Source organism: Paenibacillus sp. GL_099_B, assembly GCF_057835695.1.
This window is the reverse complement of sequence record NZ_CM174430.1, coordinates 6,084,373-6,110,616: the sequence shown is the minus strand read 5'-3', so window position 1 is coordinate 6,110,616 and position 26,244 is coordinate 6,084,373. Positions and strand designations below refer to the sequence as shown.

Sequence of the window (26,244 nt, the reverse complement as noted above, 5' to 3'; positions counted from 1 at the left end):
GTAAGCTTAAGGTTTTTGTAAGATTTGATTAATAAAAAAGAAGACTTTTCTCTTTACAATACAGATATAAGAACCCGTCAGGGACGAACGTAAAGGAGAACATCAACATGACATATATTGCGCGGACCATAGGTGTGACCAAGACGTATGCAGGGGCAGAAGTGGTATCAAACGTCAATATGAGTATCAAGCAAGGGGAGATCTACGGGTTTCTTGGTCCGAATGGAGCAGGGAAAACGACGATGATGAAGATGCTCACTAACCTGGTGAAGCCGACTGTAGGCGAGATTGAATTGTTCGGAGAAAAGCTCACGCCTACTTCTTATGAATTGCTGAAACGAATGGGCAGCATCATTGAATATCCCTTTTTCTACGATAATCTGTCCGCCAAGGAAAATCTGGATCTCCATTGTGAATACATGGGGTTTCATAACAAAAAGGTCATTAACGATATGATGGAAAATGTAGGTCTCAAGGATACAGGCAAGAAGCCTGTCCGTGACTTCTCTCTGGGGATGAAGCAGCGACTGGGCATCGCTCGAGCGCTTATCACAACACCGGAACTGCTCATTCTGGATGAACCGATCAACGGGCTCGATCCCGTAGGAATCAAGGAAATGCGCGATTTGTTCAAACGTCTCAGCTCCCAATATCGCATTACCTTGTTGATCTCCAGCCATATCCTCGGGGAAATCGAACAGGTTGCAGACACCGTTGGCGTCATTCGGAATGGGCGTCTGGTTGAAGAAGTATCAATGGACAGCATTCGCGGGAGCCACAGCGAGTACATTGAGCTGCAAACGTTGGACCCGCGTAAAGCGACCTATGTGATGGAGCATCAGCTGGGGTTGAAAAATTATAAAATGATCGATGACCATACCGTACGCATCTATGATCCGGGCATTGCCCCATCCGAATTGACAAGCAAGCTGATCGGGCATGGCGTTGAGATTGAATCCATTTTCAAACGGGCACATTCATTGGAAGAACACTTCATGAACTTAATGAAAGGGGATGGGGACGTTGCTTAAACTGATCCAGCTGGAACTGCGCAAACATCGGTTTGCCCGGAATTTCAGAACGGCAGGTATCGCCAATCTCGTCCTTATCCTGTTTCTCATCATGGTTGGAGTCACCGATCAGGGGGCAGAAGATTACGCTTTTGCCGATTACCACGTCTCCTTCATGTTAATAGATACGTTTGCCCGAGCCGTCTTTATCATCTTTGGCGGTGCGTTGATAGCGAAACTGATTATCAGTGAGTATCGAAATAAAACGATGAACGTCATGTTTACCTACCCGATCAAACGCCAGAAAATCATTGCCGCCAAACTGATCATCATCTTTGTTTTTACCTTTGTGATGATTTTGTTTACCGATCTGCTGATGGGAGCATTGTTAGTTATTACAAACCATTTCTACTCCTTCATTCCAGACACGTTGTTGGTGAGTGATGCGCTGGTACTGTTGCTGAAGTATACCATTAGTTCTTTGTCCGCTGCGGGCATGGCTCTGATCCCTCTATTCTTCGGGATGCGCAAATATTCGGTCACGACCACACTGGTATCATCCATTCTGCTTGTTCTTGTGGTGTGTTCAGGATTCAATGGGCCTACGTTTTCCATCAACACGGTTATCGTGATTCCACTGACGCTTGGGGCAATTGGACTGTGGATTGCTTCGCTGTCCATGATTCGTCTGGAGACAAAAGATGTGAACTGATTCCTCTGGAAACCATACTCCGTCTGGCTTCACATGCCATTGACATCTGCTCGTACAAGGGATAGGATAATGTCAACTGAAGGACGAAGGAGAATGCAACTACCATGACGATTCCAAAAACATTAACAATCGCTGGTTCGGATACGAGCGGCGGTGCTGGGATTCAAGCAGATTTGAAAACTTTTCAGGAGCTTGGTGTGTATGGCATGACTGTGCTGACTACCGTTGTGGCGATGGAGCCTGATACGTGGGATCACCAGGTCTTTCCTGTGGAATTAAGTGTAGTCGAGGCTCAACTGCGCACCGTTCTGGATGGTATCGGCTTTGATGCAATGAAGACGGGTATGTTGGGTTCTGTAGACATCATTGAATTGGTTGCGAAGCACATCCGACGGAGCGGACTGCCACAGATCGTTATCGATCCGGTAATGGTCTGCAAAGGTACGGACGAAGTGCTGCAACCTGAGAATACAGAAGCAATGATCGAATTCCTGTTGCCGGGTGCTGATCTGGTTACCCCGAATCTGTTTGAAGCATCGCAGCTCGCGAAAAGCGGACCGATTCGCTCCAAGGAGCAGATGGAAGCTGCAGCAGCTGTCATTCACAATCATGGGGCGAAACATGTCCTGATCAAGGACAGAGGCGTTATTAACCCCGGTAAAGCGATGGATCTTCTCTATGACGGAACGAACTACGAATGGTTTGAAGCCGATGTTGTTGGCTCCGGATACACACACGGTGCAGGCTGCACCACATCTGCGGCAATTACCGCAGGTTTGGCGCGCGGTCTTACCGTGAAAGAGGCTGTTCGTGAAGGTAAGGCCTTCGTGACCAAAGCGATTGCTGGCGGATTTCCGCTGAACCGCTTTGTTGGCCCAACGTTACATGTAGCACACCGACTGGAGAATCAACGCTAAGCGGTGCGCACATGTGGTGTGTAATCGCGGAGAAAAAAACGTGGTCTTAACCGGAAGTAGCTGTCAATGAGCAGAGGTTTGCTCGTTGACGGCTTCTTTTTTGTGGGAAAACGTATGGGATTTAGTAACTTTTGGTATATATTAATCGTATATAAGATGGAGTTCATTCCAGAACATGGCTGGACACACGGACGACACACGGAATCGTTATGTTAACAACAGAATGCTAAAAGGAGAGTCGGCCATGGTCAGAACAGTGCTTCTGGTGGAAGACGAAAGCCGCATTCGTGAGATTGTGGCCGATTATTTCATAAAAGAACAATGGAACGTTATTGAAGCAGAACATGGGGTAGAGGCGCTGGAATTGCTGGCACTGCATGAAGTCGATCTAGTCATTCTGGATGTGCTGATGCCGGAAATGGATGGATGGACCCTCTGTGGGCATATTCGTTCCCAGTCGACCGTACCTATTATAATGCTGACTGCCCGATCGGAAGATGATGACAAGATTCATGGCTTCCAGCTCGGCGTGGATGATTATGTTACGAAGCCATTCAGTCCTCGTGTACTGGTGGCACGTGCAGAGACATTAATGAAGCGAGTAGAGGGTGCCGTTAGCAAGGAGCAGAGTGTGATCCGGTTTGGATGTGCCACACTTGATCCTTGGGCGCGGCGGCTTGAGAAGGATGGAATCGAAGTGGAGCTTGCTCCCAAGGAATATGACCTGCTGCTGTATTTAACTCGCAATCAAGGGATTGTACTGTCCCGTGATGCCATACTTAATCGGGTATGGGGATATGACTTTGAGGGCGATTCGCGTGTGGTGGATACCCATATCAAAAAGCTTCGCAGCAAGCTTGGGGATGAAGCCAAGTGTATCCGAACCGTTATCGGGACCGGTTATCGATTCGAGGTCGAGGCATGAGACGTAACGGTGTAACGATGAAACTGTTTCTGGTCATGGCTGGATTTCTGCTTCTTCTATATGGAACAACGGTGATTGCCCAACTGGTTTGGTTCCCGGACTTTTACCAACATCAGAAGATCAGCAGCATTAAGAAAAAATTAACGAAATTCGAACAACAATATTCCACTGGACATTGGAACGATGTGCAGCTGGCCAAGGAAACCGGGAAGTTCATGCGGCAGAACCAGTCGCATCTGGTCATCCTGACGAATACAGGCAAGCTGGTCAATGACCCATTCCACATCGTGCTTCTGCAAGAGGATGGCAAGCAGGTAAATATATCGCTGTCGTTGTTTATCAACAGTGAGAACGCAGGATGGCTTGCTTCACACTTGAAGTATGGTCAGCAATTGACCGTTACAGGCTCTGCAAGTGGCATGAATGATCCTATGGTCTATCCGCTGAAGATAAAGGATCAGAGCTCCGTGGTCAGCGGAACGGAAGATTTTCAGGAGTTAACGGAGCCGGTAGAAGAATGGTCAGGAACATTGAAGGACGTTGTTCTTCCCAACCTAGGAACATGGAGCCAGAGACAGGGTCTGCTCGTGCAGGCGCTGGATAGCCGCTTCCCACTCTCTACGGAAGACCAGCTCAGTCTCGCCAATGGAAAAATGATTAATGAGGAATGGACCGACAGCTGGAGTGGTGTACGAAATGTGCTTACCATTGCTCCGGTGCACAGCTCCGGACCCCAGCAGCAGCTCATTTTTTCTCTGACGTCCCTGCAGGAGATGAGGGAGGCGAGTGAAGCTACACAACTGTTTTATGCGTATTTTGGTATTGCTGCATTTGTGCTGATTGTGTTCCTTTCACTGCTTCTGTCCCGAATTGTCACCAAGCCATTGCTTGCCCTGAACCATGTTGCCAAAAAGATGTCTACCCTTGATTTCACAGTGAAATCGCCCATCCGCCGCAATGATGAAATTGGCAGCCTGTCCAACAGTCTCAACGCGCTGTCAACGACATTGGGTCAGACTTTGGAAGAACTAAGGCAGGCGAACAGTCAGATGCGTACCGATATGGAGATGAAACAGCGGATTGAACAGCGTCAGCGGGAGTTTTTTGCCGATGCATCCCATGAACTCAAAACTCCTATCAGCATCATCAAAGGGTACTCCGAAGGGTTGAAAGATGGAGTCAGTGAGAGCAAACGTGAGCGTTACATCGAGATCATTGCCGATGAAGCGGTCAAAATGGAAACGATGGTCGAAGAGATGCTGGATCTGGTACGGCTGGAATCCCAAGCGATTAAGCTGAACACCGATGCGGTAGCTCTTGGAGATATGATTGAAGATATTGCCGGACGTCTGGGTCCACAACTGAAGGAAAAGGAACTGGAGGTTGTACTGGTCTCCACTACCGAGCAGACTGTTGAGGGAGACCGCAGCAAGTTAGAGCAAGTCTTCTATAATATGATGATGAATGCTATACGTCATGCCGTTCCTAAGACCGATATTATGATTGAGATCAGCAGGCCGGAAGGGCAGGTTCGAATCTCCATCGAGAATCAGGGTGAGCAGATTTCGGAAGCGGAGCGCCAGTACATCTGGGAAAGATTCTACCGTGTGGAACGCTCGCGTAATCGCAAAATGGGGGGGACCGGGCTCGGCCTGGCCATCGCGAAGCAGATTCTCGATTTGCATGGATGCAGTTATGGCGTGGAGAACACGCCGGACGGAGTCCGTTTTTATATTATTTTTCCTAATGCTTAGTACGAAGGGGAGTCAAGTCTATGAAATCTTTACCGTCCATTCTAACGTTGGGCAACTTAACTTCAGGCATGCTGGCTGTCATTATGGCTATTCATGGCGAGTTTGCGCTGGCCGTGACGATGATTTGGGTAGCCATGTTCTTTGATCTGTTTGACGGGTTTGCAGCCCGCAAGCTGCATTGTGAGGGGGAATTCGGCAAAGCGCTGGATTCATTGGCTGATGTTGTTTCGTTCGGGACCGCACCCGTGTTGATCCTGTATTTGAACTCCATGAATGAGGTAAGTGCACTGGGTATGGCGCTAACAGCATTATTCCCGGTTTGTGGTGCATTGCGTCTTGCCCGTTACAATTGCCAGAAGACAGCAAGCCATGGTTTTGTGGGTATGCCGATTACGTTTGCAGGCGGTCTTATGTCCTTTTTCGCGCTCTGGAGTCCTTATTTTACTCATGGTGTAGCCTATCTTGTCATTATCGTATTATCCGGTCTAATGGTTAGCCAAATCCGATTCCCGTCTCTAAAACAAGTGCTAGCCCCCCATGAGAAGGATATTGTGGAACCGAAATAAGGAGCGAGTCAGTATGGAATTTGCAAGAGAATTTATTGGTCAATATGGTTATTTCGCAATTTACGGACTGCTGGCTCTTGGCGTGATTGGCATGCCTATTCCGGATGAGGTGATGATGACCTTTGTCGGTTATCTCGCCTCCATCTCGGTGCTGAATTATTCGGTGTCCATTGTTGTTAGTTTTGGTGGAGCGTTTACTGGAGGACTTCTGAGTTACACGATTGGCAAGAAGGCCGGCCGGCCACTGGTTGAGAAGTATGGTAAATGGGTCGGAGTCAACGCCAAACGGCTGGGCAGGGTGGAGTCCTGGTTTTTGAAATACGGGTACTGGTCCATCATACTGGGCTACTTCATTCCAGGCATTCGTCATCTGATGTGTTGCTTCTCCGGGATCAGCCGCATGGCTATAGGGCGATACGTGCTTGTCTCCAGCATTGGCGCGTTTATATGGTGTGTTGTCTTTATATCAATTGGTTTTTACGTAGGTGTGTTAACTTAAAATGGGACAACCTGTTATGAACAGGCGAGGATAAAGACCTCTTGTTAATGGAGTGGTCTTTTTTTGTTTGTGTTTAATTAACTCCCTTGGAAAATGAAAAGCCCACCGCAAGATGCACGGTGAGCTGATTATAAATTTTGTTTACCCGCTTAGATGGGATTCCTCAATACCTTTTTCAACACGAGTTTCCCCTTTTTTGCGTGCAAAGGTGATTTTGAGTAAAGGTGGCGTAACCAGGGTTGTAACGATAACCATGATGACCACACTGGTGAAATACTCGGCGTCGAGTAATCCGGAAGCAAGTCCAGTGGAAGCGATAATAAGAGCAACTTCTCCCCGGGAAATCATGCCTGCACCGATGGCGAGGGAGGATGAGCGATCAAATCCGGTCAGACGCGCACCTGCTCCTCCGCCCAGAAGCTTGGTTACAATGGCAATGAGACTGATGACGATAATGAACCAGATTTGTGAACCCACTCCGTCAAAAGTCACGTTCAAACCGATACTTACAAAGAATACCGGAACAAAAATCCCGTAAGCGATCGGTTCAAGCTTGGTTTCGACCTCATGTTTGAAGTTCGTTTGGGAGATGGCGATACCCGCCGCAAAAGCCCCGATAATGCCTGCAACACCCATCCATTCCGCAAAGTACGAAAAGCCAAAACAGATGATTAATCCGGCTGTAATAACGGTCTCGGTGACCTTCAGCGGTGCCATCCACTTCATGATCCGTGGAACAAGGAACCAGCTGGCGGCAATAATAACAACAAAGAATAACAGCTTCTTGCCAATTAGCAGAGAGATTGAAGAATCGGTTGCGCCTGTTCCGAGCAAACTCATCATGATAGCGAGGATGACCACAACGAGTACATCATCGACGACAGCTGCTCCAAGAATCGTTGTACCCTCACGAGAGCTGAGCTGATTCATGTCTTTTAACGTTTGAACCGAAATGCTGACCGAAGTGGCACAGAACAAAAGTCCAAAGAACAAAGCGTGTGTCTGCGACATGCCGAAAGCACCGGCAGCTCCATAACCTCCGATGAATGGTAAAATAATACCACCCACCGCAACAGCAAAGGCTGCCTTCCAATTTTTCTTCAATTGCTCCAAATCCGTTTCGAGTCCAGCAATGAACATGAGCAGTAATACCCCAATTTCGGCCATATAATGGATGAAATCATTCGGTTGAACCCAGCCGAGCAGGGCAGGTCCGAGAATAACACCGACAATCAATTTGCCCAATACCGATGGTTGACCGAGTCTTACCGACAAATCTCCAGCCAACTTGGTGAAAATAAGAATGAGTGCAAGAACCAAAATAAATTCCATAGGTGTACTCCTCTCCAGCAGTAGCGTTTATAGGATTACCAGTCCAAGGGGGGATCATTCCAGGCCTCAGGAACAGAAAAAGGCATAAAACGGCGCTTGTAATAGTGCCGCTTTATGCCTTAAAAAAAGACAAGGAGGGCCCTTGGTGACAGGCTCCTCCAGTTCAACGCGTATTTGATTAATTGCATTAATTATACCATGAATACAGGATGGGGTAAACCAGTGATGGTGGGCTTTTAATGAAAATGGCCTGAAGGGGGCACTTTAAGGGTACCTGACAAGGCTTTTTGTTCAGAGTGTTGTCACTTAACAGTCGAGAAATGGCAAGATATAATGAGATAGAACATAGAAGTTAGGATATGAGGAGGATTTTTCATTGGGCAAACAGGACAAAGGGGACCCGAACATTCAATCCAATCAGATTGCCCCGACCAGTAATAAAAATTTTGCAGGTCTCATTATTACCATTTCCATTATCGCCAATGTCATTATTTTATTGTTGTTCTTTGCGCCGTCGATCGGATACAAAGGCGATGTAGCCTTTGACATTACAGTGTTGCCGCGGTTTAACGCCGTGTTCAACAGCTTCACCTTCATCTTCCTGCTTGCGGCCTTGATAGCCATTATTAAGCGGAATGTGAAATTGCACAAACGTTTCATTCTTGCTGCATTTTCAACAACCCTTTTATTTCTCGTTACGTATTTGTCGTTTCACTATCTGTCTCCGGAAACGTCCAAATACGGCGGAGAAGGTATCATTCGTTCCATCTATTTCTTCATTCTGATCACACACAGCATCCTGGCAGCCATTATTGTGCCGCTTGCTCTGTTCACTCTGGTATGGGGCTGGACGAATCAATTGAAGAAACACCGTAAAATTGCTCGCTGGACGATGCCAATCTGGCTCTACGTGAGTTCTACGGGTGTAGTTGTATATCTGATGATGGCACCTTACTATTAATAATTTCACATATCATGGGCATATCCGGCTCGCCTTGCGGGTAATGGTTTCATGGAAGGAGGATTCACGCTTATGTACAGAGTCGTATTGATTCGCCATGGACAGAGTATGTGGAACGTGGAGAACCGTTTTACCGGTTGGACGGATGTGGATCTGACGACCGATGGATACGGAGAAGCGCGCAAAGCGGGAAAGATCCTGAAGGAACAGGGTTTTGATTTTGACTACGCTTATGCTTCGGTACTCAAACGCTCCATTCGAACACTGGATATTGCACTTGATGAGATGGACCGAATGTGGATTCCGATCACGAAGACGTGGAAGCTGAACGAACGTCACTATGGTGCACTGCAGGGATTGAACAAACAGCAGACTGCGCTGAAGTACGGCGAGGAGCAGGTGAAGGAGTGGAGACGCTCCGTTAGCGTATCTCCTCCGGCACTGGACGAAACAGATGAGCGTTATGTTCAGGATCAGGACAAGTATCAACGGCTAGGCTGCATCATCCCGCGTACCGAGAATTTGATGGATACATCGAAGCGGGTGCTGGAGTATTGGAATGCAGAGATCAAACCGGTTGTGTCAGCGGGCAAAAGGGTACTCATCTCCGCGCACGGAAATACGCTCCGTTCACTCGTCATGCATCTGGACCAAATGTCCGAAGCAGACGTAATGGCGCTTAATATCCCGACAGGCATTCCGCTGGTCTATGAACTGGATGAAGATCTGCATCCGATCGGGCATTTCTACCTGACTGCGGATGGTTCAACATACAAACATGAGGAAATGACGCATGTCGCACCACCGTCCGATTGATCGGACGATTGTTCTGACCATACGGGTATACAGTAGTAACGATGAGTTCGACTTATACATCACGTTAGAAGATGGCTCCTGAATTCTCAGGGGCCATCTTTTTACGCTGTAATAGGCCATTCTCTAATTTTAGCGATTGCATCTGACGTTTCGTTTTTCTCCTACAGGGTAATCTCAAGCAAGACACGATGTACACTAATCCTGAAGGAGGAACAACATATGTCTAAAAAAAGTGGAATTATTGTAACAGCCATAGGAGCAGGCGTGACTTATTTGATGAGGAACAAACAAGCAAGGGATAAGCTGTTCAGTACGGTGTCAGGACTGATGAAAAGTTCAAGTCCATCTTCAAGCCCGTCTTATGGAAGCAAAAAAGGTTCACGTGTGAATTAAAATAGATATTGGTATGCGAGTCACTTTGCATGAGAAGCCCGGAGCTGGTATGGTCCCGGGTTTTTGTGTGTACTCATATGTCACATGCGATTTTTGCCATCAAGAATGATACAATGGAAACTTGCAGACGTATGGAAGGGGATGTACAACATATGAAGAAAAATCGTCTGGGTTCATCCGAACTCATGGTTGGTGAAATTGGGCTAGGCTGTATGTCACTTGGAACCGAAGTGAAACCTGCTGTAGCCTTGGTTCATGAGGCATTGGATCGTGGCGTTAATCTTCTGGATACCGCTGACCTGTATGATGCAGGATTAAACGAAGAAATCGTGGGCCAGGCTATCCAGGGACGCCGGGATCAGGTCATTGTGGCAACCAAGGTTGGTAATCGTCGCATACCGGGAAAAGAAGGCTGGTCATGGGACCCGTCCAAAGCCTATATCAAACAAGCTGTACGAGACAGCCTGAAACGGCTGCAGACGGATTATATTGATCTTTATCAGCTGCATGGTGGCACTCTGGATGATCCAATCGAAGAGACGATCGAAGCCTTTGAGGAACTGAAGCAGGAAGGTCTTATCCGGTATTACGGCATATCCTCTATCCGGCCTAACGTGATTCGTGAATATGTGCAAAGAGCTTCCATTGTCAGCGTGATGAACCAATACAGCGTTGCGGATCGCCGGGCCGAAGAGGAAGTATTGCCTTTATTGGAGCAAAAGGGTATTAGCGTTATCGCTCGTGGACCTGTGGCAAGTGGGGTTCTCGCCGATTCTGGTGCTGCCAAGGCAGATAAGGGGTATCTGGATTATACACCTCAGGAGTTGCACATCATACGGGAAGGCCTGAGCCGTTTGGTAACAGACAATCGCAGCATGGCTCAAACGGCTATTCGTTATGCTCTGGCGCATCCCGCTGTTGCCGCTGTCGTGCCAGGCGCCAGTTCGAGAGAGCAGTTGTTGCATAATATCGCTGCTTCGGAATCTGCACCACTTACGGCTGCGGAGATTAACGAATTACGAGAGATCAGCCCCGCCAATCTGTATAAGCAGCACCGTTAAACGTTGGCAGCCTATTTTCAATTGTAACTATACAAGGTACAATGAAGGTCAACCATAAAGAATCAAATAAGGGAGAGAAGACATATGGAAAGAATTCAAAGTGAACAACAATATCGCGATACAATCAATTCTGACGGAATGACCGTCATTAAATTTGATACAACCTGGTGTCCGGATTGCAAAAACCTGGATCGCTTTATTGGGGACGTTATCGACCAGCATGCGGATAAAACCTTCTATGCCCTCGATGCAGAAGAGTTCCTGCCGTTTGCTGAAGAGAACGGTGTACGGGGCATTCCAAGCCTGCTCGTATTCCAGAACGGCAAGAAAATTGCACATCTGCACAGCAAATGGGCAAAAACGCCTGCTCAAATCTCGGAGTACCTGCAGACTTTGGAGTCCAAGGTATAACAGGAATCAGTTCATTTAGATCGCAGTAGTCCTATGAAACGCCTCCTATCGCAGATAGGGGGTGTTTTGGTGTTGGGGGAGGGGGGAAGGTAGAAGTGAAAATCGGCTTGTTGATGAGGTTGTGCAAATTAAAAATGGCAACCTGGTTCCGAAGGGAACACAGGTTGCCATTGGCTTTTTTGTTACATGACTTGAAGATATGGTTACATCATTAAAATGATAAAGAATACGGCTGCCAGCACGAAACGATAGACTGCAAAGACGGTCAGACTCAGTTTTTTCAAAATGGACAAGAACGTCTTAATGGCAAGCATGGCTACGATAAATGCGGCAATGAATCCAATCGCGAAGATTGGGAAATCGCTGGTATTCAGATGATCGATACTTTTGTATAGATCATATCCTGTGGCCCCAATCATAATCGGCACAGATACCAGGAATGTAAATTCCGCTGCAGCTACCCGGCTTACCCCTGCGAACAGTCCACCGGAGATCGTCGAACCGGAACGGGAGAAGCCTGGCCATAATGCGAGAATCTGAAAAAGACCCACTACAAATGCCTGTTTATACGTAATATCGTCCACATCATGGGTTGTAATGCGCTCGCTACGGTGGCTCCAACGTTCAGCAACAATCATTAGAATACCACCAATAACAAGACTGTACAGCACCGTTTGTGCTCCAAACAGATGCGCCTTGATCCAATCCCGGAATACAAGTCCAATGACCACGGCTGGAACCATCGCCAAAAAGATATGTATGAGGTTCAGACGGGAGGTGTAACTCCTTTTGCCTCCGGTGAAGCGGAACATATCAATGAATTTGTTCCAGTACAGTACAACGACAGCAAGTACAGCTCCGAGTTGCACAACCACCTCAAACGTTTTGACTGACTCGTTGTCCTCTGATAATCCCAGCAAATGGGCAGTCAGAATCATGTGTCCGGTCGAGGACACGGGCAAAAACTCAGTCAAACCTTCGATGATGCCCATAATAATCGATGATATAAAGTCCAATTCTCTTCCTCCTTGAAATGCAGATGACAGCTTATAGGCTGTCCTGCGTGACAATGCCCGCTCATTTGAACAAGGCTATCATCTATTATGATCACAAATGCGCCCAACTTCAACTTATGCTCGTAATGAATTGTTTAAAACCATATTGACAAAAACCTAGTTATCCAATAGGATATACATTAACTGACTGACTGATCAATCGGGAGGATAGGCAAATGTCTAAAAACAATCATTTGGAACCCGGAGAAGAACGCCGGGACCAAATTATACGCATAGCGATGGAACGTTTTGCGACCCAGGGCTACCATCAGACGAAAATTTCCGATATCGTCCGGGAAGCGGGCGTCGCGCAAGGCACTTTTTACTGGCACTTCAAAAGTAAGGAAGCCATTGCATCGGAGATTGTGTTAACCGGCAGGGAGAAGCTGCTTGAAGCGATTGGACAAGGCTACCGCAAGGATGCCGGATCGGTTGAGGATATGGTAAGAGCTTCGGAACGGCTGTTTACCGACTTATTCTCCTTTGCAGCGGACAATCGTTACTTTATGGAGTTGTTGCTTAAAGGCATCGTGTCGGAGGATTCGGTACGCAGTTTGGTCGAGGAGACACGGGGTGCGGTGGAACAAGCGTTTCGCCACAATATGCAACGGGCCATTGAGCTGGGTATGCTGCCTGATTCCATGGATGTACCGCTCCGTGCTGCGCTGCTGGTTAGCATGATTGAAGGCATGATTACGCGCTGGCTGTTTGGCTCGGAGGAGCTTCACAGCGAGTTCTCATCAATGACAGCAACGAAGCTGGCTGCGGAGGCGGCAAGCTTTGAGTTTTACGGACTGCTCGGCACATAAAGTGTGCTGGCCCTGAAGCTTTATTTTCAATAACTGGATTAAATATTTACATGATTAAGCCAGCAGCAGGGAATAATGGGTACAACTGCAGTTTAGGAAGATAGGAAACAGAAGTTTCAACAAGACATGACTACATGGATGAGAGGAAGTTAATGACATGAATAAAACATATGGAATGAAATCTCGCAAAGGCTGGACTTTAACAGCCCTGCTGCTAATGACCGTGCTGGTACTCAGCGCTTGTGGCAGTAAAACTACGGACAACGGAAACAGCAATGGAGCACAGGCGAACAATGAACTGGAGCAGATTAAGTCTGCTGGCGTCATCAAAGTGGGCATGATGGGCACATACGCACCATACAACTTCCTGAACGATAAGAAAGAAATGGACGGCTACGATGCAGATATCGCACGTGAGGTTGCGAAGCGTCTTGGGGTTGAGGTTGAATTTATATCCCAGGAGTTCTCCGGCCTGACACCAAGTCTGCAAGCCAAAAAGCTGGATGCCATCATCAGCCAGATGACGATTACCGATGACCGCAAAAAAGTATTGGATTTCAGTGATCCATATATTACGAACGATGTGAAAATCATTGTGAAAAAAGATAACAATGACATTACCAAGCTGGAAGATTTCAAAGGGAAAACGATCGGTGTAGGCCTCGGTACCAATGATGAAACGTACCTGCGTAACGAAGTGCTACCGAAAGTCGGCAATTTCACCATCAAGACTTATGACGATGTTATCACATCATTGAAAGATTTGGACGCTGGACGGATCGATGCAACGATCAACAACCTGTACGCGCTGAAACCGATCGTAGATGCCAACGGCTTCAACATCAAAGCAGTAGGTGAGCCAATCAAGAGTGACCAAGCGGGCATCGCTGTTCGCAAAGACAATCCGGAACTCGTAGCTGCACTGAATGATGCACTGAAAGGGATGAAGGATGACGGAACGTACAATACCATCTTCAAAAAATGGTTTGGTGAAGAGCCTGCGCAATAATGAACCGGCAGGGCGAAGGGAAGTTTGATCCATGGAATTGGTATTTGAGAATATCCCCTTCTTTCTGAAGGGGGCTTACTATACGCTGTATGTAACTGTGATCTCCATGTTTTTTGCCTTTATCATCGGAGTGCTAGTCGCTATCGCTCGTCTGAAGGGGCCGATGTGGCTTAGGTTGATCGCAAGGTTTTATGTATCCATCATGCGGGGAACACCGCTGCTAGTGCAATTATTCGTTATTTATTTTGGGCTGGTCGATTATGGAGTAACTTTGGGCTCGCTCACGGCAGCATGTCTCGGGCTTAGTCTTAATGCGGGTGCATTTCTGTCCGAAACGTTCCGTGGAGCGATTCAGGCTGTACCAAAGGGGCAGACGGAAGCCGCATATGCTACAGGCATGACACCGGCTCAGACCATGAGAAGGATTATATTCCCCCAAGCGGTGCGAATTGCGATCCCTCCGATGGGCAACACTTTTATCGGGATGCTGAAAGAAACATCACTTGTGGCAGCCCTCGGGGTTACAGAGTTGCTTCGCTCGGCACAGTTGCTGGTCGCGCAATATTACGTTAATATGCCGTTTTATCTGGCAATTGGCGTGATCTACTGGATTATGAGTATCGGCTTCTCGGCCATTCTGGAACAAGTGGAGCGCCGGCTGGCCCGGGCTTACTGATAGGAGGGGAGAACCGATGATTACAACAACAGGACTGACCAAACGTTTTGGGGAAAATGAAGTTCTCACAAATATAGATCTTCATGTCGATGCGAAAGATATTGTTGTTCTGCTGGGACCCAGTGGATCGGGCAAAAGTACATTGTTGCGCTGTCTAAACGGTCTGGAAGAGCTCTCTGGCGGCAAGATTGAAGTGAATGGTGTTGTAGTAGACAGTGCCGACTCGCAGCGAATCCAGCGGGCTCGGGTATTGGAAATCCGTCGGCAGACCGGCATGGTATTCCAACAGTTCAATCTGTATCCGCACAAGACGGTGCTCGGCAATGTGATGGAAGGGCTCGTGACTGTGAAAAAAATCAAGCGGGACGAAGCGGCCGAACGCGGCCGGATTCTGCTGGATCGAGTCGGCCTGTCGGACAAGCAGGATGCATATCCATCCCGTTTGTCTGGTGGACAGCAGCAGCGCGTAGCGATTGCCCGCGCGCTTGCCATGGAGCCTGAGGTGATGCTGTTTGATGAGCCTACCTCAGCCCTTGATCCCGAACTGGTGGGAGAAGTGCTCTCCGTTATGAAGGAGCTGGCACAGGAAGGCATGACGATGCTGGTCGTTACGCATGAGTTGAAGTTTGCCCGGAATGTGGCTAACAAAATTGTCTTTATGGCGGATGGATCGATTGTGGAAGAAGCAAGTCCGCAGGCCTTTTTTGAACACCCGACCCAGGAGCGGACACGCAGATTTTTGCAGCAAATTACTGAATTCTAAGAATTCTCAGAGATAAGCAGACTGAGTGAAGGGGACGGAATCGATTCTGAAGAAGCGTAGCGTTCGCCTTTGTCTCCAAATGAACGATCCGTACCCAGAACGGATATCTGCAGAGCGTAAACTATTCTAAGAAAGAAGGATAAACATCATGAATGTAACAACTGTATGGAAAGGCAAACGCGCGTTTACTTCCGAAGGACCCTCTGGCTACGCGATTGGCATGGATGCCACAGCAGCCTATGGTGGTGACAGCAAGGGTGCTACACCCATGGAATTGTTACTGGCAGGTCTCGGAGGTTGTATGGGGATCGATATCACGATGATTCTGGACGCTTTCCTGGACAAAATTACTGGCATTGAGATTGAAGCACAGGGTACTCGCAGTGAAGGTATGCCGAAAGGTTTTACTGCCATTGATCTGATCTTCAAGGTGGACGGCGATATCCCGGATTACCGGATCTGGAAAGCCATCCAAATGGCTGAAGAGAAGTATTGTGCAGTTTCCGCTTCACTTAGCGCAGATATTCATCCCAAACTGATTCTGAATGGGGTAGACACACCCCGTCCATAACGGGACGGACATGGGTAAATTATATACTGAAGAGGCACTTCCAATTATGGGAGTGCCTTTTTGATTGTTCTAACATTTCGACCATTAGGAATTAAGGTCACGCTGGATGTTGAGCAAGGTCCCAGATGCCCATAATTTCGGTGATAGCCTGATCAAGCGTTGCATAAGGAACACCGTCCCGGGCTTGTGTAGAGATACCTTGCATAAAAGTATCAAAAACAGTGGTCAGCATCGAGACATTCGTGGAGGCAGGCAGTTCGCCGATTTCCACAGCGCGCTGGATGCAACCCTGCAGGCGGTTGCGAGTCAGCTTTCTTTTCTCTGCGGTAATGTCTCGGATATGATTGTTTTTGGAAGAACATGTGCTGGCTGACAGCACAATTAAACAGCCAGATGGATGTGCGCTGTCTGTTTGCATTTTGGCGGTACTTCTTAAAGTTGTTTCAATCGCTTCTCTTGGAGATAGCGTAAGATCCGAGAAGCTTTCCGTAACGCGTCCAAACGAACCCATATATCGTTCTACCGCTTCTTTATAAAGAGCTTCTTTGGATTCAAAGGCTGCATAGAAGCTGGCTGCTGAAATATCCCCCATGACCGCTCGAAGTTGAAGCAATGAGGTGGCTTCGAATCCTTGTTCCCAAAAGAGCATCATTGCCTGCAACAGGGCTTCATCCCGATCAAAAATGCGGGGACGTCCGGTTCTTGCCATAAGAGATTCCCCCTCGTTTTTCTTAATTATATACTAATCGATCCAAAAGTCGTTGACAAGGTGGGAGAGGGTGGATAATATAAGGAATGATCGATCCATAATTCGATTCTATGTCCTATATTATCTAAAAAGGAGCTGCACAGATGTCCGATAAATCTTCTCAACGTTTCCCATGGTTTGGGCTGCTGGCCTTGGCTATGGCTGGTTTTATAGCTATTATGACTGAAACTCTTCCTGCGGGGTTGCTGCCGCAAATTAAGGAAGGGCTGCAGGTCTCTGAGGCAGGGGCAGGGCAGCTTGTCACATTTTATGCAGTAGGTTCTCTGATTGCCGCCATACCTGTGGCCGTGTTGACAAGAGGCTGGCGACGCCGTCCGCTTTTACTTCTAGCGATTATCGGTTTTCTGGTCTTCAACACCATTACAGCCCTCTCTTCAAACTATGTACTGACTCTTGTCGCTCGTTTTTTTGCCGGTGTTGCAGCCGGTGTCTCCTGGGGTCTGATTGGCAGTTATGCACTACGGATGGTGCCTGATCATCTGAAGGGCAGGGGCATGGCTGTTGCGATGATTGGTACACCGATTGCCTTATCGTTCGGTGTTCCCGCAGGTACGCTGCTGGGTTCCTTTATGGGCTGGCGCTCGGTATTCTGGCTGATGTCGCTGCTGGCGTTTGTACTGATTTTCTGGGTGCTCTGGAAAGTACCCGATTATCCTGGGCAGTCTGCTGATCAGCGCATTTCTTCAATAAAGGTGCTGCTGACCCCTGGAGTAATACCCATTCTGGCTGTCGTTCTGGCCTGGATGCTGGCTCATAATATTTTGTACACCTATATCGCTCCTTTCCTTGCCGATGTTGGTCTGGAATCAAAGGTTGGACTTATGCTACTTGTGTTTGGCCTGATGGCATTGGTGGGCATCTGGATTACAGGTATTCTTATTGATCGTTGGTTGCGTATGCTGGTTCTCATCAGTCTTGCGGGCTTTGCCCTAATCTCTCTGGTATTGGGTCTTTGGAGCGAGCACGTTGCCGTTGTCTTTGGTTCAGTTGCACTGTGGGGGCTGACATTTGGCGGTGCGGCTACACTGTTACAGACTGCACTTGCCCAAGCCGCCGGGGAGCAGGGTGTAGATATCGTTATGCCGATTAATACGACTGTGTGGAATCTCGCTATTGCTATTGGTGGATTGGCGGGAGGCGTGCTTCTGAATCAATGGGGAGCCCCGTCCTTTACCTGGGCCATCCTGCTCCTATCACTTGTAGCTCTGATTGTTGCGCTACGTGCCAAAGGACATGGATTCCGCTCAGCACGCAGCCGCTAAGCAATCTGCTTTCCTTCCTACATTAGAAACAGCTATACAAACTTCATGTTTGTTTTATCACTCAGCATACAGCCTTTTTTTGAAGCCCTTTTGCAGGGCTTTTGCTGTTATGTGGTATGATGAATTGGAAGGGCAGGCGTAATATGTACTGACCTTTATATGTAAGCGCTTATAAGCGACGGAAGGTGCAGATATGTTTAAAAGGCTCATACGAACATCCAACAATCTTAAATTAAAGCATAAATTGCTCATATCCTATGTACTTGTCGTCATGATTCCGGTACTAATTATTGGACTTGCTGTAACCGGATACTTTCGCAAGCAGGCGCTGGACAATGCAATTGGACAGACGATCAACAACGTGGACAAGGTCAAGAGTCAGACCATCACACTACTGCGTGTACCTACGGATATTTCCAACATTCTGATGTTCAACAATGAACTGAAGGAAATTGTGAACAAACGATACCAAAGCGTTGTGGAGCTGACCTCGGCTTATCTCGCGTATAAAGATTTTCAGGAATATAAGCGTCTGTACCGTGAGGTTGCGGGCATCCGGTTTTACTCCACCAATCCGACGTTGATCAACAATCTGGAGTTCATTCCGGTGGACAAGCAGACCGAGGAGAGCTACTGGTACCAAAAGGCACTGAAAACGACGAGCATCGGCTGGTTTTATATTCCCGACAAGGGAGATAATCCGGTGCACAAGCTCAGTCTGGTGCGCAAAGTGCCTTTTGCCGAATATCGGACCGAGGGTGTGCTGATGATTGTAATCAATCAGGATGAGCTGAATGGATTGTTACGTCAGGAACCGTTCGAGACGTTGATTACGGACGAACAGGGTTATGTGGTTGCAGCCAAAAATACCGAACTGGTGGGTAAAACGCTGGACGAGCTTGATTTTGGTGTAGATCTGCAAAATCAGGCCAAAGGCACAATTGAAGCAGATTTTCAGGGGGAGCCATCCAATATTGTCATTGATGAGCTGCGTCCTGGATCGAGCATGAACAGCCTGAAGATCATTTCGGTTTTTGCCACCAAAAATATTGTCAAAGACGCCAATACGATTAGCATGATCGGTATGCTTTTCATTACGCTTGTGCTGGTCATTGCATTGTTGCTTGTATATATCATTTCATTTCTCACGTCGAACCGATTGTTACGCCTTAGCAAACATCTGAATAAGCTCGCGCTGGGTGATTTGAATGTCACCTCCCGCATTGATGGGAATGATGAGATTGGGCAACTGTCGAGGCAGTTCAATTACATGGTGAAGAGCATTAATGAACTGATGACTCAGGTGGTGGAGGCAACGGAACAGAACAATCAATTGGAAATCGCGCAGAAAGAGATTAAACTGAAAATGATGGCCAGCCAGATCAATCCTCATTTTTTGTTTAATGCACTGGAGTCGATCCGCATGAAAGCCCATATCAAAGGCGAGGCGGAGATTGCCAATATCGTCAGGCTGCTAGGCAAACTGATGCGCAAGAGCCTTGAGATTGGCAGCGGCAAAACGACTTTCAGAGCCGAACTGGAGATGGTACGTTCTTATCTGGAAATTCAGAAATTCCGTTACGGCGACCGACTTGCTTTCCAGATCCATATCGATCCGGAGGTGGAGAAGATGTACATCCCTCCTTTGATCATTCAGCCTCTGGTTGAGAATGCGATTGTGCATGGTTTGGAAAATAAAGAGGGCACGGTCCGTGTGAATATAAATATTCGTTTGGTGGAGGATGTTGTCCAGGTGCGTGTCGATGACGATGGGGCAGGCATTACGCCGGAGCGTCTGGCTGAAGTGATGCAGTTCATCTGTGGACCGGAAGAACAGGAGAAAAGCCGAATTGGCATGCGTAACGTACATCAACGTTTAACGTTGACCTACGGCGAGCCATACGGATTACAGATTAAGAGTGTGTATGGGGAAGGAACAGAGGTTTCTTTCACCTTGCCAGCAGGAGGAGACCAGCATGTATAAAGTGTTATTGGTAGATGATGAACCGAGCATACGTGAAGGACTGACAACGATCATTGATTGGGAAAAATACGGCTTTCAGGTGGTTGGTACAGCTGCCAGCGGGCGTGAGGCCATCACCCGGTTCGAAGAGCTGGAACCGGACCTGACGATCATCGATATTCGCATGCCCGGCATGACCGGACTGGATGTCATAGAAGAATTGCGGCAGCACCATCCGGGGTCGCACTTTCTGATCCTGAGTGGGTACGCCGATTTCGATTATGCCAAGAAAGCCATCAGTTTTGGCGTGGATGGCTATCTGCTCAAGCCAGTGGATGAAGAGGAGATTATCAGTGAGCTGGAGCGGATCTCTGTGATGCTGACAAGGGAGCGTGTGACACTGGCCCGCCATGCTGGCGAGGATACAGCCTACCGTGAGCATCAGATTGAAGCATTGCTTTTTGATAGCCTGGAAGGTACGGAAACAATGGAAGCAAATGCTCTTGGGTTGAATTGGTCGCAGTATCAGGTTGTGCTGCTGGAGATGCATGCCGAACCTGATTTACAGCGTGGTAGTGTGGTGAAACGCAGACTGGCGGAAGCTTTTGACCAGAAAGATCGGGGCATTGTGTTTTCGTTCCATTCCGGACTGGGACTGTTATGCAAAGAGCCTATTTTGACTGAACGAGCTGCCGGGAATTTATATGATGAGTTGGAAGGGCTGCTGGGAGAGTGGAATATTCATATGTACGCGGCAGCAGGTCAACCTGTAAACTCCACAGCAGACATCGCACATTCCTATAATCAGGCCAACGGCGTATTGGGCGGACGTTTCCTATTCGCGGAACAACGAGTTACGTTATGGAATGAAGGTGAGAAGAGCGAAAGTGATTCCGGGCCAGTTGTTGCCATTGAGGAAAAAAGTAGTGAACCGGATGAAGCAGAGCTGGCGGACAAGCTGTATTATGCGCTCGACATTCGGAGCAACGAGTCAGTAATGCGTGTGCTGACCGAGATGGAGGAACGCCTAATTCCGCATCACCAGACAGAGCAGGCGATTAAGACGGCGTTCTCCCAAGTGTTTTCATTGGCTATTAACAAACTTGCGGCAACCAATCAGCATATGCAATCCATTATGCAGGAGCATTCTGTTCTTATTACGGAGGTTTACCATCAATTAACGTTGTTGGATCTCAAAGTGATGGCCGCTGAACACCTGAACCGGCTTATTCAGCGCATGGGTGGAGGCAGCAAGGATACGGTACTGAAACAGATGATTGAATTTATCCGTCGTAATCCCGGCGAAAATCTCAAGCTGGAGGTACTCGCAGAGGTATTTAACTACAATAGCAGTTATCTGGGCAAGCTGTTCAAAAACCATACCGGAGAATATTTCAATGCATTTCTCGATAAGGTTCGAATGGAGAAGGCGAAGGAACTGCTCGATGAAGGCTTAAAGGTACACCAGGTTGCCGCGAGGGTGGGGTATGCCAACGTGGATTACTTCCACGGCAAATTCAAGAAGTATGTAGGAGAATCACCTTCCGCTTACAAACATGCTAGAGAGCTTGCCAGATCACAGTCTAAAGATTCTTCAGGAGACCCGGAACGGGAGTAGCCCCTGTTCAGAGGATAGTACTTCTATACCTGGTATTTCTCCTGATTAGGTAAAAAACGTTTTCGAACTATTAGTCTATTGAAAGGACCCCTGAGGTCCTTTTTCTTTTTGGTATGAAGTAAAGTAAACGATTTCTATAAAACGTTTTCGATAATTACCATTTTCAAATTAAATTCCCTTTTAATTTCAATGATTAATAATAAACAGCGTCATTATCACTAATTTTATAGATATAATATCGGATTTTATAGGGGGATATCTAATTTTCATATGATTTTCTCTAAAATCCAGCTGGTATTTTGAAAACGCTCTATCAGGTATGATTATTTTATAAATCAGAGGAGGGGGAACGGAGATGGAAACGCTAACAGAAAAATCCGCTTCCGCGAAAAAAAGCAGTGACCCCAATCCGCCAACACAAAAACGGCGGAACAGAGTTTGGGACAGTATGAAACAGCAAAAGTATCTCTATCTCATGTCATTGCCATTCGTAGTTTGGGTTTTTGTATTTAACTATCTGCCACTATGGGGATGGACGATGGCTTTCCAAAACTATAAACCGGCCAGATCGTTCGGCGATCAACAGTGGGTTGGTTTTAAACACTTTGCAGAGCTGTTCAGCGATGATCGCTTCTATCTAGTACTTCGAAATACGCTTGCAATGAGCTTGATGGGACTGATTATCGGTTTTATCGTGCCGATTTTCTTTGCGATTCTCTTAAATGAGATGAAAGGCATGTTCTTCAAGCGCGCAGTGCAAACGGTATCATATCTGCCTCACTTTGTATCCTGGGTCGTAGTGGCAGGGATTATTACCAAGATGCTCTCCACCGATGGTGGGATTATCAATGACATTTTGGTAAACCTAAACATTATCGATCAGCCAATCCAATTCATGGCGAAGGGGAACTTGTTCTGGTACATTGTAACCGCTTCAGATATGTGGAAGGAAACCGGTTGGAATGCGATCATCTATTTGGCGGCCATTACCGGTATTGACCAGGAGCTTTACGAAGCATCCCGGGTAGACGGAGCAAACCGCTGGAGACAAATGTGGCACATTACGTTGCCTGGCATACGGACCACGATTTCCGTACTTTTCATTATGTCGATCGGGCATCTGATCAGTATCGGTTTCGAGAAGCAGTTCTTGCTTGGCAACAGTCTGGTGACCGATTACTCGGAAGTCCTTGATCTATACGCACTTAATTATGGTTTGAATATGGGACGATTCTCGTATGGTACAGCCATAGGCATATTCAACTCCGTTGTTAGTATCATCCTTCTGTTTACAGCGAACGGATTGTTCAAAAAATTCACCAAAGAAAGCATCATGTAGGGAGGGGACGACATTATGGCGAACAAAGCATTCAATGCTACTCGGGGCGATAAGCTGTTCGATATATTCAACATCCTCGCGATGACCCTGGTGCTGATTGTAACACTGTATCCATTCCTGAACGTACTGGCTATCTCACTCAATAACTCGACAGATACCGTACGTGGTGGAATTTACTTGTGGCCTCGTGATTTCACATTGCAAAACTACAAAACGATTTTCCAATACGATGGATTGCTGCAAGGTTTGCAGGTATCCATTCTACGTACGCTTGTAGGTACGTTACTCGGCTTGATCAGTTCCTCAATGATCGCATTTACACTGAGTCGTCCTGACTTTAAGTTGAGAAAGTTTGTTTCTACTGCACTTGCACTCACGATGTATTTCTCCGGTGGTCTGATTCCGGTGTACATCCTGATGCGTGACCTAAACCTGATCGGTACATTCTGGGTATATGTATTGCCAGGTATGATCAGTGCGTTTAACGTGTTCATTATCCGTTCCTTCATTGATGGCCTGCCGTATGCATTGCAGGAATCAGCAAAGCTGGATGGTGCGAATGACTTTAAGATCTATTACAAAATCATTTTGCCGCTCTGTAAACCGGTACTTGCAACCATCGCGTTGTTCCTGGCTGTAGGCCAGTGGAATGCCTGGTTCGATACGTACCTGTATAATGGTTCGAAGGCGCATCTGACCACGCTCCAGTACGAGCTGATGAAAGTACTGCAAAGTACACAGCAAGGCTCTGGAGCCGGACGTAACGCCAATGACATGGCACAGCAGATGACACAGATTTCACCGGAATCCATCAAAATGGCGATCACGATCGTTGTTACGGTTCCAATCCTGATTGTGTATCCATTCCTGCAAAAGTATTTTGTAGGTGGTATGACATTGGGTGCAGTAAAAGCTTAAGCAAGTTTGTACAGGCCGCCACATAGATAGAGTGGCCGTATAATAAAAGAAGCATCAGAATGCCCGAAGCGCAGCCATTTGGCCTGCGCTTCACCGTATAGGGCTGCGGAGTGGCATTCATGAAGCTATAGACAGGGACAAAAAAGTCCCGGATAGACAGACATATGAAACGGGAGGATTACCATTATGGCAAGTAACAAAATGAAGATTGCACTGGCTCCAGTGCTTGCGATGTCTTTGCTCGCAGGTTGCGGTGGAGGAAACAGCGGCGAAACGTCGTTTAAGGACACTAGCGGTGATACGTCTCCGATTACTTTTGACTTTTTTAGCGTCGATCCCAGTCCGAACTGGAACGGTATGAAGGATGAAGTGGGGAAGGTCCTTACAGAGAAAACGGGAGTAACCCTTAACGGTGAGTTTGCCGTCAGTGGTGGTCAGGATAAAGTATCCTTAATGGCAGCAAGCGGAGACTATCCGGATATCGTGTCACCCAAAGGAGAGCTAAGCAAGCTCGTGGATGCTGGGGCAATGGTCGATCTGACTGATCTGATCGAGCAATATGCTCCCAATCTGAAGAAGCTGTATGGTAATTACATGGACCGGCTGAAATATAGCAACGAAGATCAAGGGATTTATGTACTACCTACGTATTATGCGGTAGACCAGAAGTATTTTGATGCAGGTGGCGGATTTGGGATTCAGCAGCGTGTACTGAAAGAGCTGGGATACCCTGAAGTGCGTACGCTCCAGGATTACGAAAATGTATTGAAGGCATATAAGGAGAAACATCCAACGATTGACGGTCAACCAACGATTCCGTTATCCCTGGACGCAGATGACTGGAGAATCATGATTACGGTAACAAATCCGGCCTTCTTTGCAACAGGCGCTCCCGATGACGGCGAGTACTATATTGATCCTGAGACATTTGAGGCAAGTCTGCATTACAAACGTCCGGAAGAGAAAGAGTATTTCCGTTGGTTGAACCATATGTACGCAGAAGGACTGCTTGATCAGGACAGTTTCGTACAGAAAACGGATCAATACAAATCCAAAATTGCAAGTGGACGTGTACTGGGCGTCATTGACCAGGATTGGGGTTATTCCGATGCGGAGAACGCATTGAAAGCAGCGGGCAAAGATGAAGCGACCTATTCACACTTCCCGGTAACTCTGTCTAAAGATATCAAGGATCATTCCTTCCAGGACCCTGGGTTTGTATCTGGATGGGGTGTAGGGATTACAACATCGAATCCGGACCCGGTTCGTACAATTAAATTCTTTGATTACCTAGCTTCTGAGGAAGGTCAAGTGCTGATGAACTGGGGTATTGAAGGTAAGCAGTACGAAGTGAAAGATGGCAAACGTGTGATTCCGGCGGATATTCAGGACCAAAAAACGAATAATGCTGCCGTATTCCAGAAAGAAACAGGTATTGGCCTCTATACCAATATGTCTGGTCACTATGGAGATGGCGTTAAAGATTCCACGGATAACTATTACACAACGAATTTCCCTGAGCAGATTGTAGCGGCTTATTCCGATGCGGAGAAAGAGACACTCAAAGCATACGGCGCAACAACGTGGAAAGATCTGTTCCCAAGTGAAGATGAGTTCCCAGTTAAATCATGGGGAGCAGCGTACAATATGCCGACTCCAGGTGACTCGGATTACAACGTTATTTTCCAAAAAACACAGGATATTATCCGTAAACGGATCCCAGAAGCAATCCTCAGTTCTCCAGAGCAATTTGATGCCATCTATGACGGAATGATTGCTGAACTTAACAAAGCAGGAGCAGAGGACATGGAAAAACAATACACCGAGTTGGTACAAAGCCGTGTTCAATTGTGGAGCGGTGAAGAGAGCAAGTAATGCATTTCAGCAGACTTAGTTTTTTCGAAAAAAAGGGCCCAGGAAACTGGGTTCTTTTTTATACCTAAAACGTTTTCCGAAAAACGTTTTCAATTTTGTGAATTCACTATTGACAAGGACTTTTAGAGGGATTATTATTCAAATATGAAAGCACTTTCATTGCTAATTTATCAAGGCGTGTACACGATTCTCTTCAGTCAAAAAGAGTAAGGATTGGTTCCTCGAATTACTGGATAGAATGAGTGTTTTTCACTTCATTT

26 protein-coding genes are annotated in these 26,244 nt (G+C 47.1%); 23 read left to right on the top strand and 3 right to left on the bottom strand.

Translation table 11 applies throughout. The features are described from left to right. Positions 1-107 precede the first annotated feature (107 nt). From AC3ITG_RS27770 to AC3ITG_RS27740, 7 genes are all read left to right on the top strand, one after another. Positions 108-1,031: an ABC transporter ATP-binding protein gene (locus AC3ITG_RS27770; RefSeq protein ID WP_413373698.1), complete on the top strand. Its 924-nt coding sequence runs from the start codon at positions 108-110 to the stop codon at positions 1,029-1,031. Next, the gene (locus AC3ITG_RS27765) at positions 1,024-1,722 is read left to right on the top strand and encodes an ABC transporter permease (RefSeq protein WP_413373697.1); all 699 of its coding nucleotides are present in this window, start codon (positions 1,024-1,026) and stop codon (positions 1,720-1,722) included. The genes AC3ITG_RS27770 and AC3ITG_RS27765 overlap by 8 nt, the downstream gene beginning before the upstream one ends. Before the next feature lie 104 nt (positions 1,723-1,826). Further along, positions 1,827-2,639, top strand: a complete 813-nt coding sequence (gene thiD, locus AC3ITG_RS27760; RefSeq protein ID WP_413373695.1) for a bifunctional hydroxymethylpyrimidine kinase/phosphomethylpyrimidine kinase — start codon at positions 1,827-1,829, stop codon at positions 2,637-2,639. Between the two features lie 244 nt (positions 2,640-2,883). Beyond that, a complete protein-coding gene (locus tag AC3ITG_RS27755) occupies positions 2,884-3,564 on the top strand; it encodes a response regulator transcription factor (protein WP_413373694.1) in 681 nt (226 codons plus the stop codon). After that, entirely contained in the window at positions 3,561-5,318 is a 1,758-nt protein-coding gene (locus AC3ITG_RS27750; protein ID WP_489251944.1) for a sensor histidine kinase, read from the top strand. The genes AC3ITG_RS27755 and AC3ITG_RS27750 overlap by 4 nt, the downstream gene beginning before the upstream one ends. Positions 5,319-5,338: 20 nt before the next feature. Further along, positions 5,339-5,884, top strand: coding sequence for a CDP-diacylglycerol--serine O-phosphatidyltransferase (pssA, locus tag AC3ITG_RS27745; protein ID WP_063566539.1), 546 nt, complete (start codon positions 5,339-5,341; stop codon positions 5,882-5,884). A 13-nt stretch (positions 5,885-5,897) separates the two neighbouring features. Next, positions 5,898-6,383 carry a DedA family protein gene (locus tag AC3ITG_RS27740; protein ID WP_053780148.1) on the top strand — a complete coding sequence of 162 codons (486 nt, stop codon included), beginning with the start codon at positions 5,898-5,900 and terminating at the stop codon, positions 6,381-6,383. A gap of 141 nt (positions 6,384-6,524) precedes the next feature. Here the strand turns inward: AC3ITG_RS27740 and AC3ITG_RS27735 are convergent, their stop codons facing one another. Further along, on the bottom strand, positions 6,525-7,715 hold the full coding sequence (locus AC3ITG_RS27735) for a cation:proton antiporter (RefSeq protein WP_489251943.1): 1,191 nt from the start codon (positions 7,713-7,715) through the stop codon (positions 6,525-6,527). A gap of 376 nt (positions 7,716-8,091) precedes the next feature. Here AC3ITG_RS27735 and AC3ITG_RS27730 point away from each other — a divergent pair, with 376 nt between their 5' ends. From AC3ITG_RS27730 to AC3ITG_RS27710, 5 genes are all read left to right on the top strand, one after another. Then, the gene (locus AC3ITG_RS27730; RefSeq protein WP_170867957.1) at positions 8,092-8,676 is read left to right on the top strand and encodes a DUF420 domain-containing protein; all 585 of its coding nucleotides are present in this window, start codon (positions 8,092-8,094) and stop codon (positions 8,674-8,676) included. 72 nt (positions 8,677-8,748) lie between these two features. Continuing rightward, a complete protein-coding gene (gene gpmA / locus AC3ITG_RS27725) occupies positions 8,749-9,492 on the top strand; it encodes a 2,3-diphosphoglycerate-dependent phosphoglycerate mutase (protein WP_489251942.1) in 744 nt (247 codons plus the stop codon). A gap of 219 nt (positions 9,493-9,711) precedes the next feature. Further along, the gene (locus AC3ITG_RS27720) at positions 9,712-9,885 is read left to right on the top strand and encodes a hypothetical protein (RefSeq protein ID WP_413373687.1); all 174 of its coding nucleotides are present in this window, start codon (positions 9,712-9,714) and stop codon (positions 9,883-9,885) included. Positions 9,886-10,037: 152 nt separating this feature from the next. Further along, positions 10,038-10,946 carry an aldo/keto reductase gene (locus AC3ITG_RS27715; RefSeq protein ID WP_413373686.1) on the top strand — a complete coding sequence of 303 codons (909 nt, stop codon included), beginning with the start codon at positions 10,038-10,040 and terminating at the stop codon, positions 10,944-10,946. 84 nt (positions 10,947-11,030) lie between these two features. Beyond that, positions 11,031-11,357, top strand: coding sequence for a thioredoxin family protein (locus tag AC3ITG_RS27710; protein WP_063566544.1), 327 nt, complete (start codon positions 11,031-11,033; stop codon positions 11,355-11,357). A gap of 203 nt (positions 11,358-11,560) precedes the next feature. Here AC3ITG_RS27710 and AC3ITG_RS27705 read toward each other — a convergent pair whose 3' ends face one another. Beyond that, a complete protein-coding gene (locus AC3ITG_RS27705; RefSeq protein ID WP_064641143.1) occupies positions 11,561-12,349 on the bottom strand; it encodes an undecaprenyl-diphosphate phosphatase in 789 nt (262 codons plus the stop codon). Positions 12,350-12,588: 239 nt separating this feature from the next. Here AC3ITG_RS27705 and AC3ITG_RS27700 point away from each other — a divergent pair, with 239 nt between their 5' ends. The 5 genes from AC3ITG_RS27700 to AC3ITG_RS27680 all read left to right on the top strand — a co-directional run bounded on the left by AC3ITG_RS27700 (position 12,589) and on the right by AC3ITG_RS27680 (position 16,240). Next, entirely contained in the window at positions 12,589-13,221 is a 633-nt protein-coding gene (locus AC3ITG_RS27700) for a TetR/AcrR family transcriptional regulator (RefSeq protein WP_489251941.1), read from the top strand. Positions 13,222-13,396: 175 nt separating this feature from the next. Beyond that, a complete protein-coding gene (locus AC3ITG_RS27695; RefSeq protein WP_489254540.1) occupies positions 13,397-14,230 on the top strand; it encodes a substrate-binding periplasmic protein in 834 nt (277 codons plus the stop codon). A 31-nt stretch (positions 14,231-14,261) separates the two neighbouring features. Next, positions 14,262-14,906 carry an amino acid ABC transporter permease gene (locus AC3ITG_RS27690; RefSeq protein WP_076291212.1) on the top strand — a complete coding sequence of 215 codons (645 nt, stop codon included), beginning with the start codon at positions 14,262-14,264 and terminating at the stop codon, positions 14,904-14,906. A gap of 16 nt (positions 14,907-14,922) precedes the next feature. Continuing rightward, positions 14,923-15,669 carry an amino acid ABC transporter ATP-binding protein gene (locus AC3ITG_RS27685; RefSeq protein ID WP_413373682.1) on the top strand — a complete coding sequence of 249 codons (747 nt, stop codon included), beginning with the start codon at positions 14,923-14,925 and terminating at the stop codon, positions 15,667-15,669. Between the two features lie 148 nt (positions 15,670-15,817). Next, positions 15,818-16,240: an OsmC family protein gene (locus AC3ITG_RS27680; protein ID WP_413373681.1), complete on the top strand. Its 423-nt coding sequence runs from the start codon at positions 15,818-15,820 to the stop codon at positions 16,238-16,240. A 97-nt stretch (positions 16,241-16,337) separates the two neighbouring features. Here AC3ITG_RS27680 and AC3ITG_RS27675 read toward each other — a convergent pair whose 3' ends face one another. After that, entirely contained in the window at positions 16,338-16,949 is a 612-nt protein-coding gene (locus tag AC3ITG_RS27675) for a TetR/AcrR family transcriptional regulator (protein ID WP_413373679.1), read from the bottom strand. Between the two features lie 143 nt (positions 16,950-17,092). On the opposite strand from AC3ITG_RS27675, the gene AC3ITG_RS27670 reads away from it, so the two are divergent. The 6 genes from AC3ITG_RS27670 (at position 17,093) to AC3ITG_RS27645 (ending at position 25,984) form a co-directional block, all read left to right on the top strand. Continuing rightward, positions 17,093-18,271 carry an MFS transporter gene (locus tag AC3ITG_RS27670; protein WP_489251940.1) on the top strand — a complete coding sequence of 393 codons (1,179 nt, stop codon included), beginning with the start codon at positions 17,093-17,095 and terminating at the stop codon, positions 18,269-18,271. A gap of 193 nt (positions 18,272-18,464) precedes the next feature. Further along, complete coding sequence (locus AC3ITG_RS27665; RefSeq protein ID WP_413373677.1) at positions 18,465-20,255, top strand: sensor histidine kinase; 1,791 nt, start codon at positions 18,465-18,467, stop codon at positions 20,253-20,255. Then, entirely contained in the window at positions 20,248-21,852 is a 1,605-nt protein-coding gene (locus AC3ITG_RS27660) for a response regulator transcription factor (protein WP_489251939.1), read from the top strand. Before AC3ITG_RS27665 ends, AC3ITG_RS27660 begins: the two co-directional genes overlap by 8 nt. Positions 21,853-22,207: 355 nt before the next feature. Further along, the gene (locus tag AC3ITG_RS27655) at positions 22,208-23,191 is read left to right on the top strand and encodes an ABC transporter permease (RefSeq protein ID WP_489251938.1); all 984 of its coding nucleotides are present in this window, start codon (positions 22,208-22,210) and stop codon (positions 23,189-23,191) included. Positions 23,192-23,206: 15 nt separating this feature from the next. Next, a complete protein-coding gene (locus AC3ITG_RS27650; RefSeq protein WP_489251937.1) occupies positions 23,207-24,109 on the top strand; it encodes a carbohydrate ABC transporter permease in 903 nt (300 codons plus the stop codon). A gap of 186 nt (positions 24,110-24,295) precedes the next feature. Next, complete coding sequence (locus AC3ITG_RS27645; RefSeq protein WP_489251936.1) at positions 24,296-25,984, top strand: ABC transporter substrate-binding protein; 1,689 nt, start codon at positions 24,296-24,298, stop codon at positions 25,982-25,984. Positions 25,985-26,244: the final 260 nt, after the last annotated feature.

Bases quoted from the DNA above. Each gene is read 5' to 3' on its own strand.
- AC3ITG_RS27770 (WP_413373698.1), top strand. From the start codon at position 108: ATGACATATATTGCGCGGACCATAGGTGTGACCAAGACGTATGCAGGG.
- thiD (WP_413373695.1), top strand. From the start codon at position 1,827: ATGACGATTCCAAAAACATTAACAATCGCTGGTTCGGATACGAGCGGC.
- AC3ITG_RS27755 (WP_413373694.1), top strand. From the start codon at position 2,884: ATGGTCAGAACAGTGCTTCTGGTGGAAGACGAAAGCCGCATTCGTGAG.
- AC3ITG_RS27750 (WP_489251944.1), top strand. From the start codon at position 3,561: ATGAGACGTAACGGTGTAACGATGAAACTGTTTCTGGTCATGGCTGGA.
- pssA (WP_063566539.1), top strand. From the start codon at position 5,339: ATGAAATCTTTACCGTCCATTCTAACGTTGGGCAACTTAACTTCAGGC.
- AC3ITG_RS27740 (WP_053780148.1), top strand. From the start codon at position 5,898: ATGGAATTTGCAAGAGAATTTATTGGTCAATATGGTTATTTCGCAATT.
- AC3ITG_RS27735 (WP_489251943.1), bottom strand. From the start codon at position 7,715: ATGGAATTTATTTTGGTTCTTGCACTCATTCTTATTTTCACCAAGTTG.
- gpmA (WP_489251942.1), top strand. From the start codon at position 8,749: ATGTACAGAGTCGTATTGATTCGCCATGGACAGAGTATGTGGAACGTG.
- AC3ITG_RS27720 (WP_413373687.1), top strand. From the start codon at position 9,712: ATGTCTAAAAAAAGTGGAATTATTGTAACAGCCATAGGAGCAGGCGTG.
- AC3ITG_RS27715 (WP_413373686.1), top strand. From the start codon at position 10,038: ATGAAGAAAAATCGTCTGGGTTCATCCGAACTCATGGTTGGTGAAATT.
- AC3ITG_RS27710 (WP_063566544.1), top strand. From the start codon at position 11,031: ATGGAAAGAATTCAAAGTGAACAACAATATCGCGATACAATCAATTCT.
- AC3ITG_RS27705 (WP_064641143.1), bottom strand. From the start codon at position 12,349: ATGGGCATCATCGAAGGTTTGACTGAGTTTTTGCCCGTGTCCTCGACC.
- AC3ITG_RS27700 (WP_489251941.1), top strand. From the start codon at position 12,589: ATGTCTAAAAACAATCATTTGGAACCCGGAGAAGAACGCCGGGACCAA.
- AC3ITG_RS27695 (WP_489254540.1), top strand. From the start codon at position 13,397: ATGAAATCTCGCAAAGGCTGGACTTTAACAGCCCTGCTGCTAATGACC.
- AC3ITG_RS27690 (WP_076291212.1), top strand. From the start codon at position 14,262: ATGGAATTGGTATTTGAGAATATCCCCTTCTTTCTGAAGGGGGCTTAC.
- AC3ITG_RS27685 (WP_413373682.1), top strand. From the start codon at position 14,923: ATGATTACAACAACAGGACTGACCAAACGTTTTGGGGAAAATGAAGTT.
- AC3ITG_RS27680 (WP_413373681.1), top strand. From the start codon at position 15,818: ATGAATGTAACAACTGTATGGAAAGGCAAACGCGCGTTTACTTCCGAA.
- AC3ITG_RS27675 (WP_413373679.1), bottom strand. From the start codon at position 16,949: ATGGCAAGAACCGGACGTCCCCGCATTTTTGATCGGGATGAAGCCCTG.
- AC3ITG_RS27670 (WP_489251940.1), top strand. From the start codon at position 17,093: ATGTCCGATAAATCTTCTCAACGTTTCCCATGGTTTGGGCTGCTGGCC.
- AC3ITG_RS27665 (WP_413373677.1), top strand. From the start codon at position 18,465: ATGTTTAAAAGGCTCATACGAACATCCAACAATCTTAAATTAAAGCAT.
- AC3ITG_RS27660 (WP_489251939.1), top strand. From the start codon at position 20,248: ATGTATAAAGTGTTATTGGTAGATGATGAACCGAGCATACGTGAAGGA.
- AC3ITG_RS27655 (WP_489251938.1), top strand. From the start codon at position 22,208: ATGGAAACGCTAACAGAAAAATCCGCTTCCGCGAAAAAAAGCAGTGAC.
- AC3ITG_RS27650 (WP_489251937.1), top strand. From the start codon at position 23,207: ATGGCGAACAAAGCATTCAATGCTACTCGGGGCGATAAGCTGTTCGAT.
- AC3ITG_RS27645 (WP_489251936.1), top strand. From the start codon at position 24,296: ATGGCAAGTAACAAAATGAAGATTGCACTGGCTCCAGTGCTTGCGATG.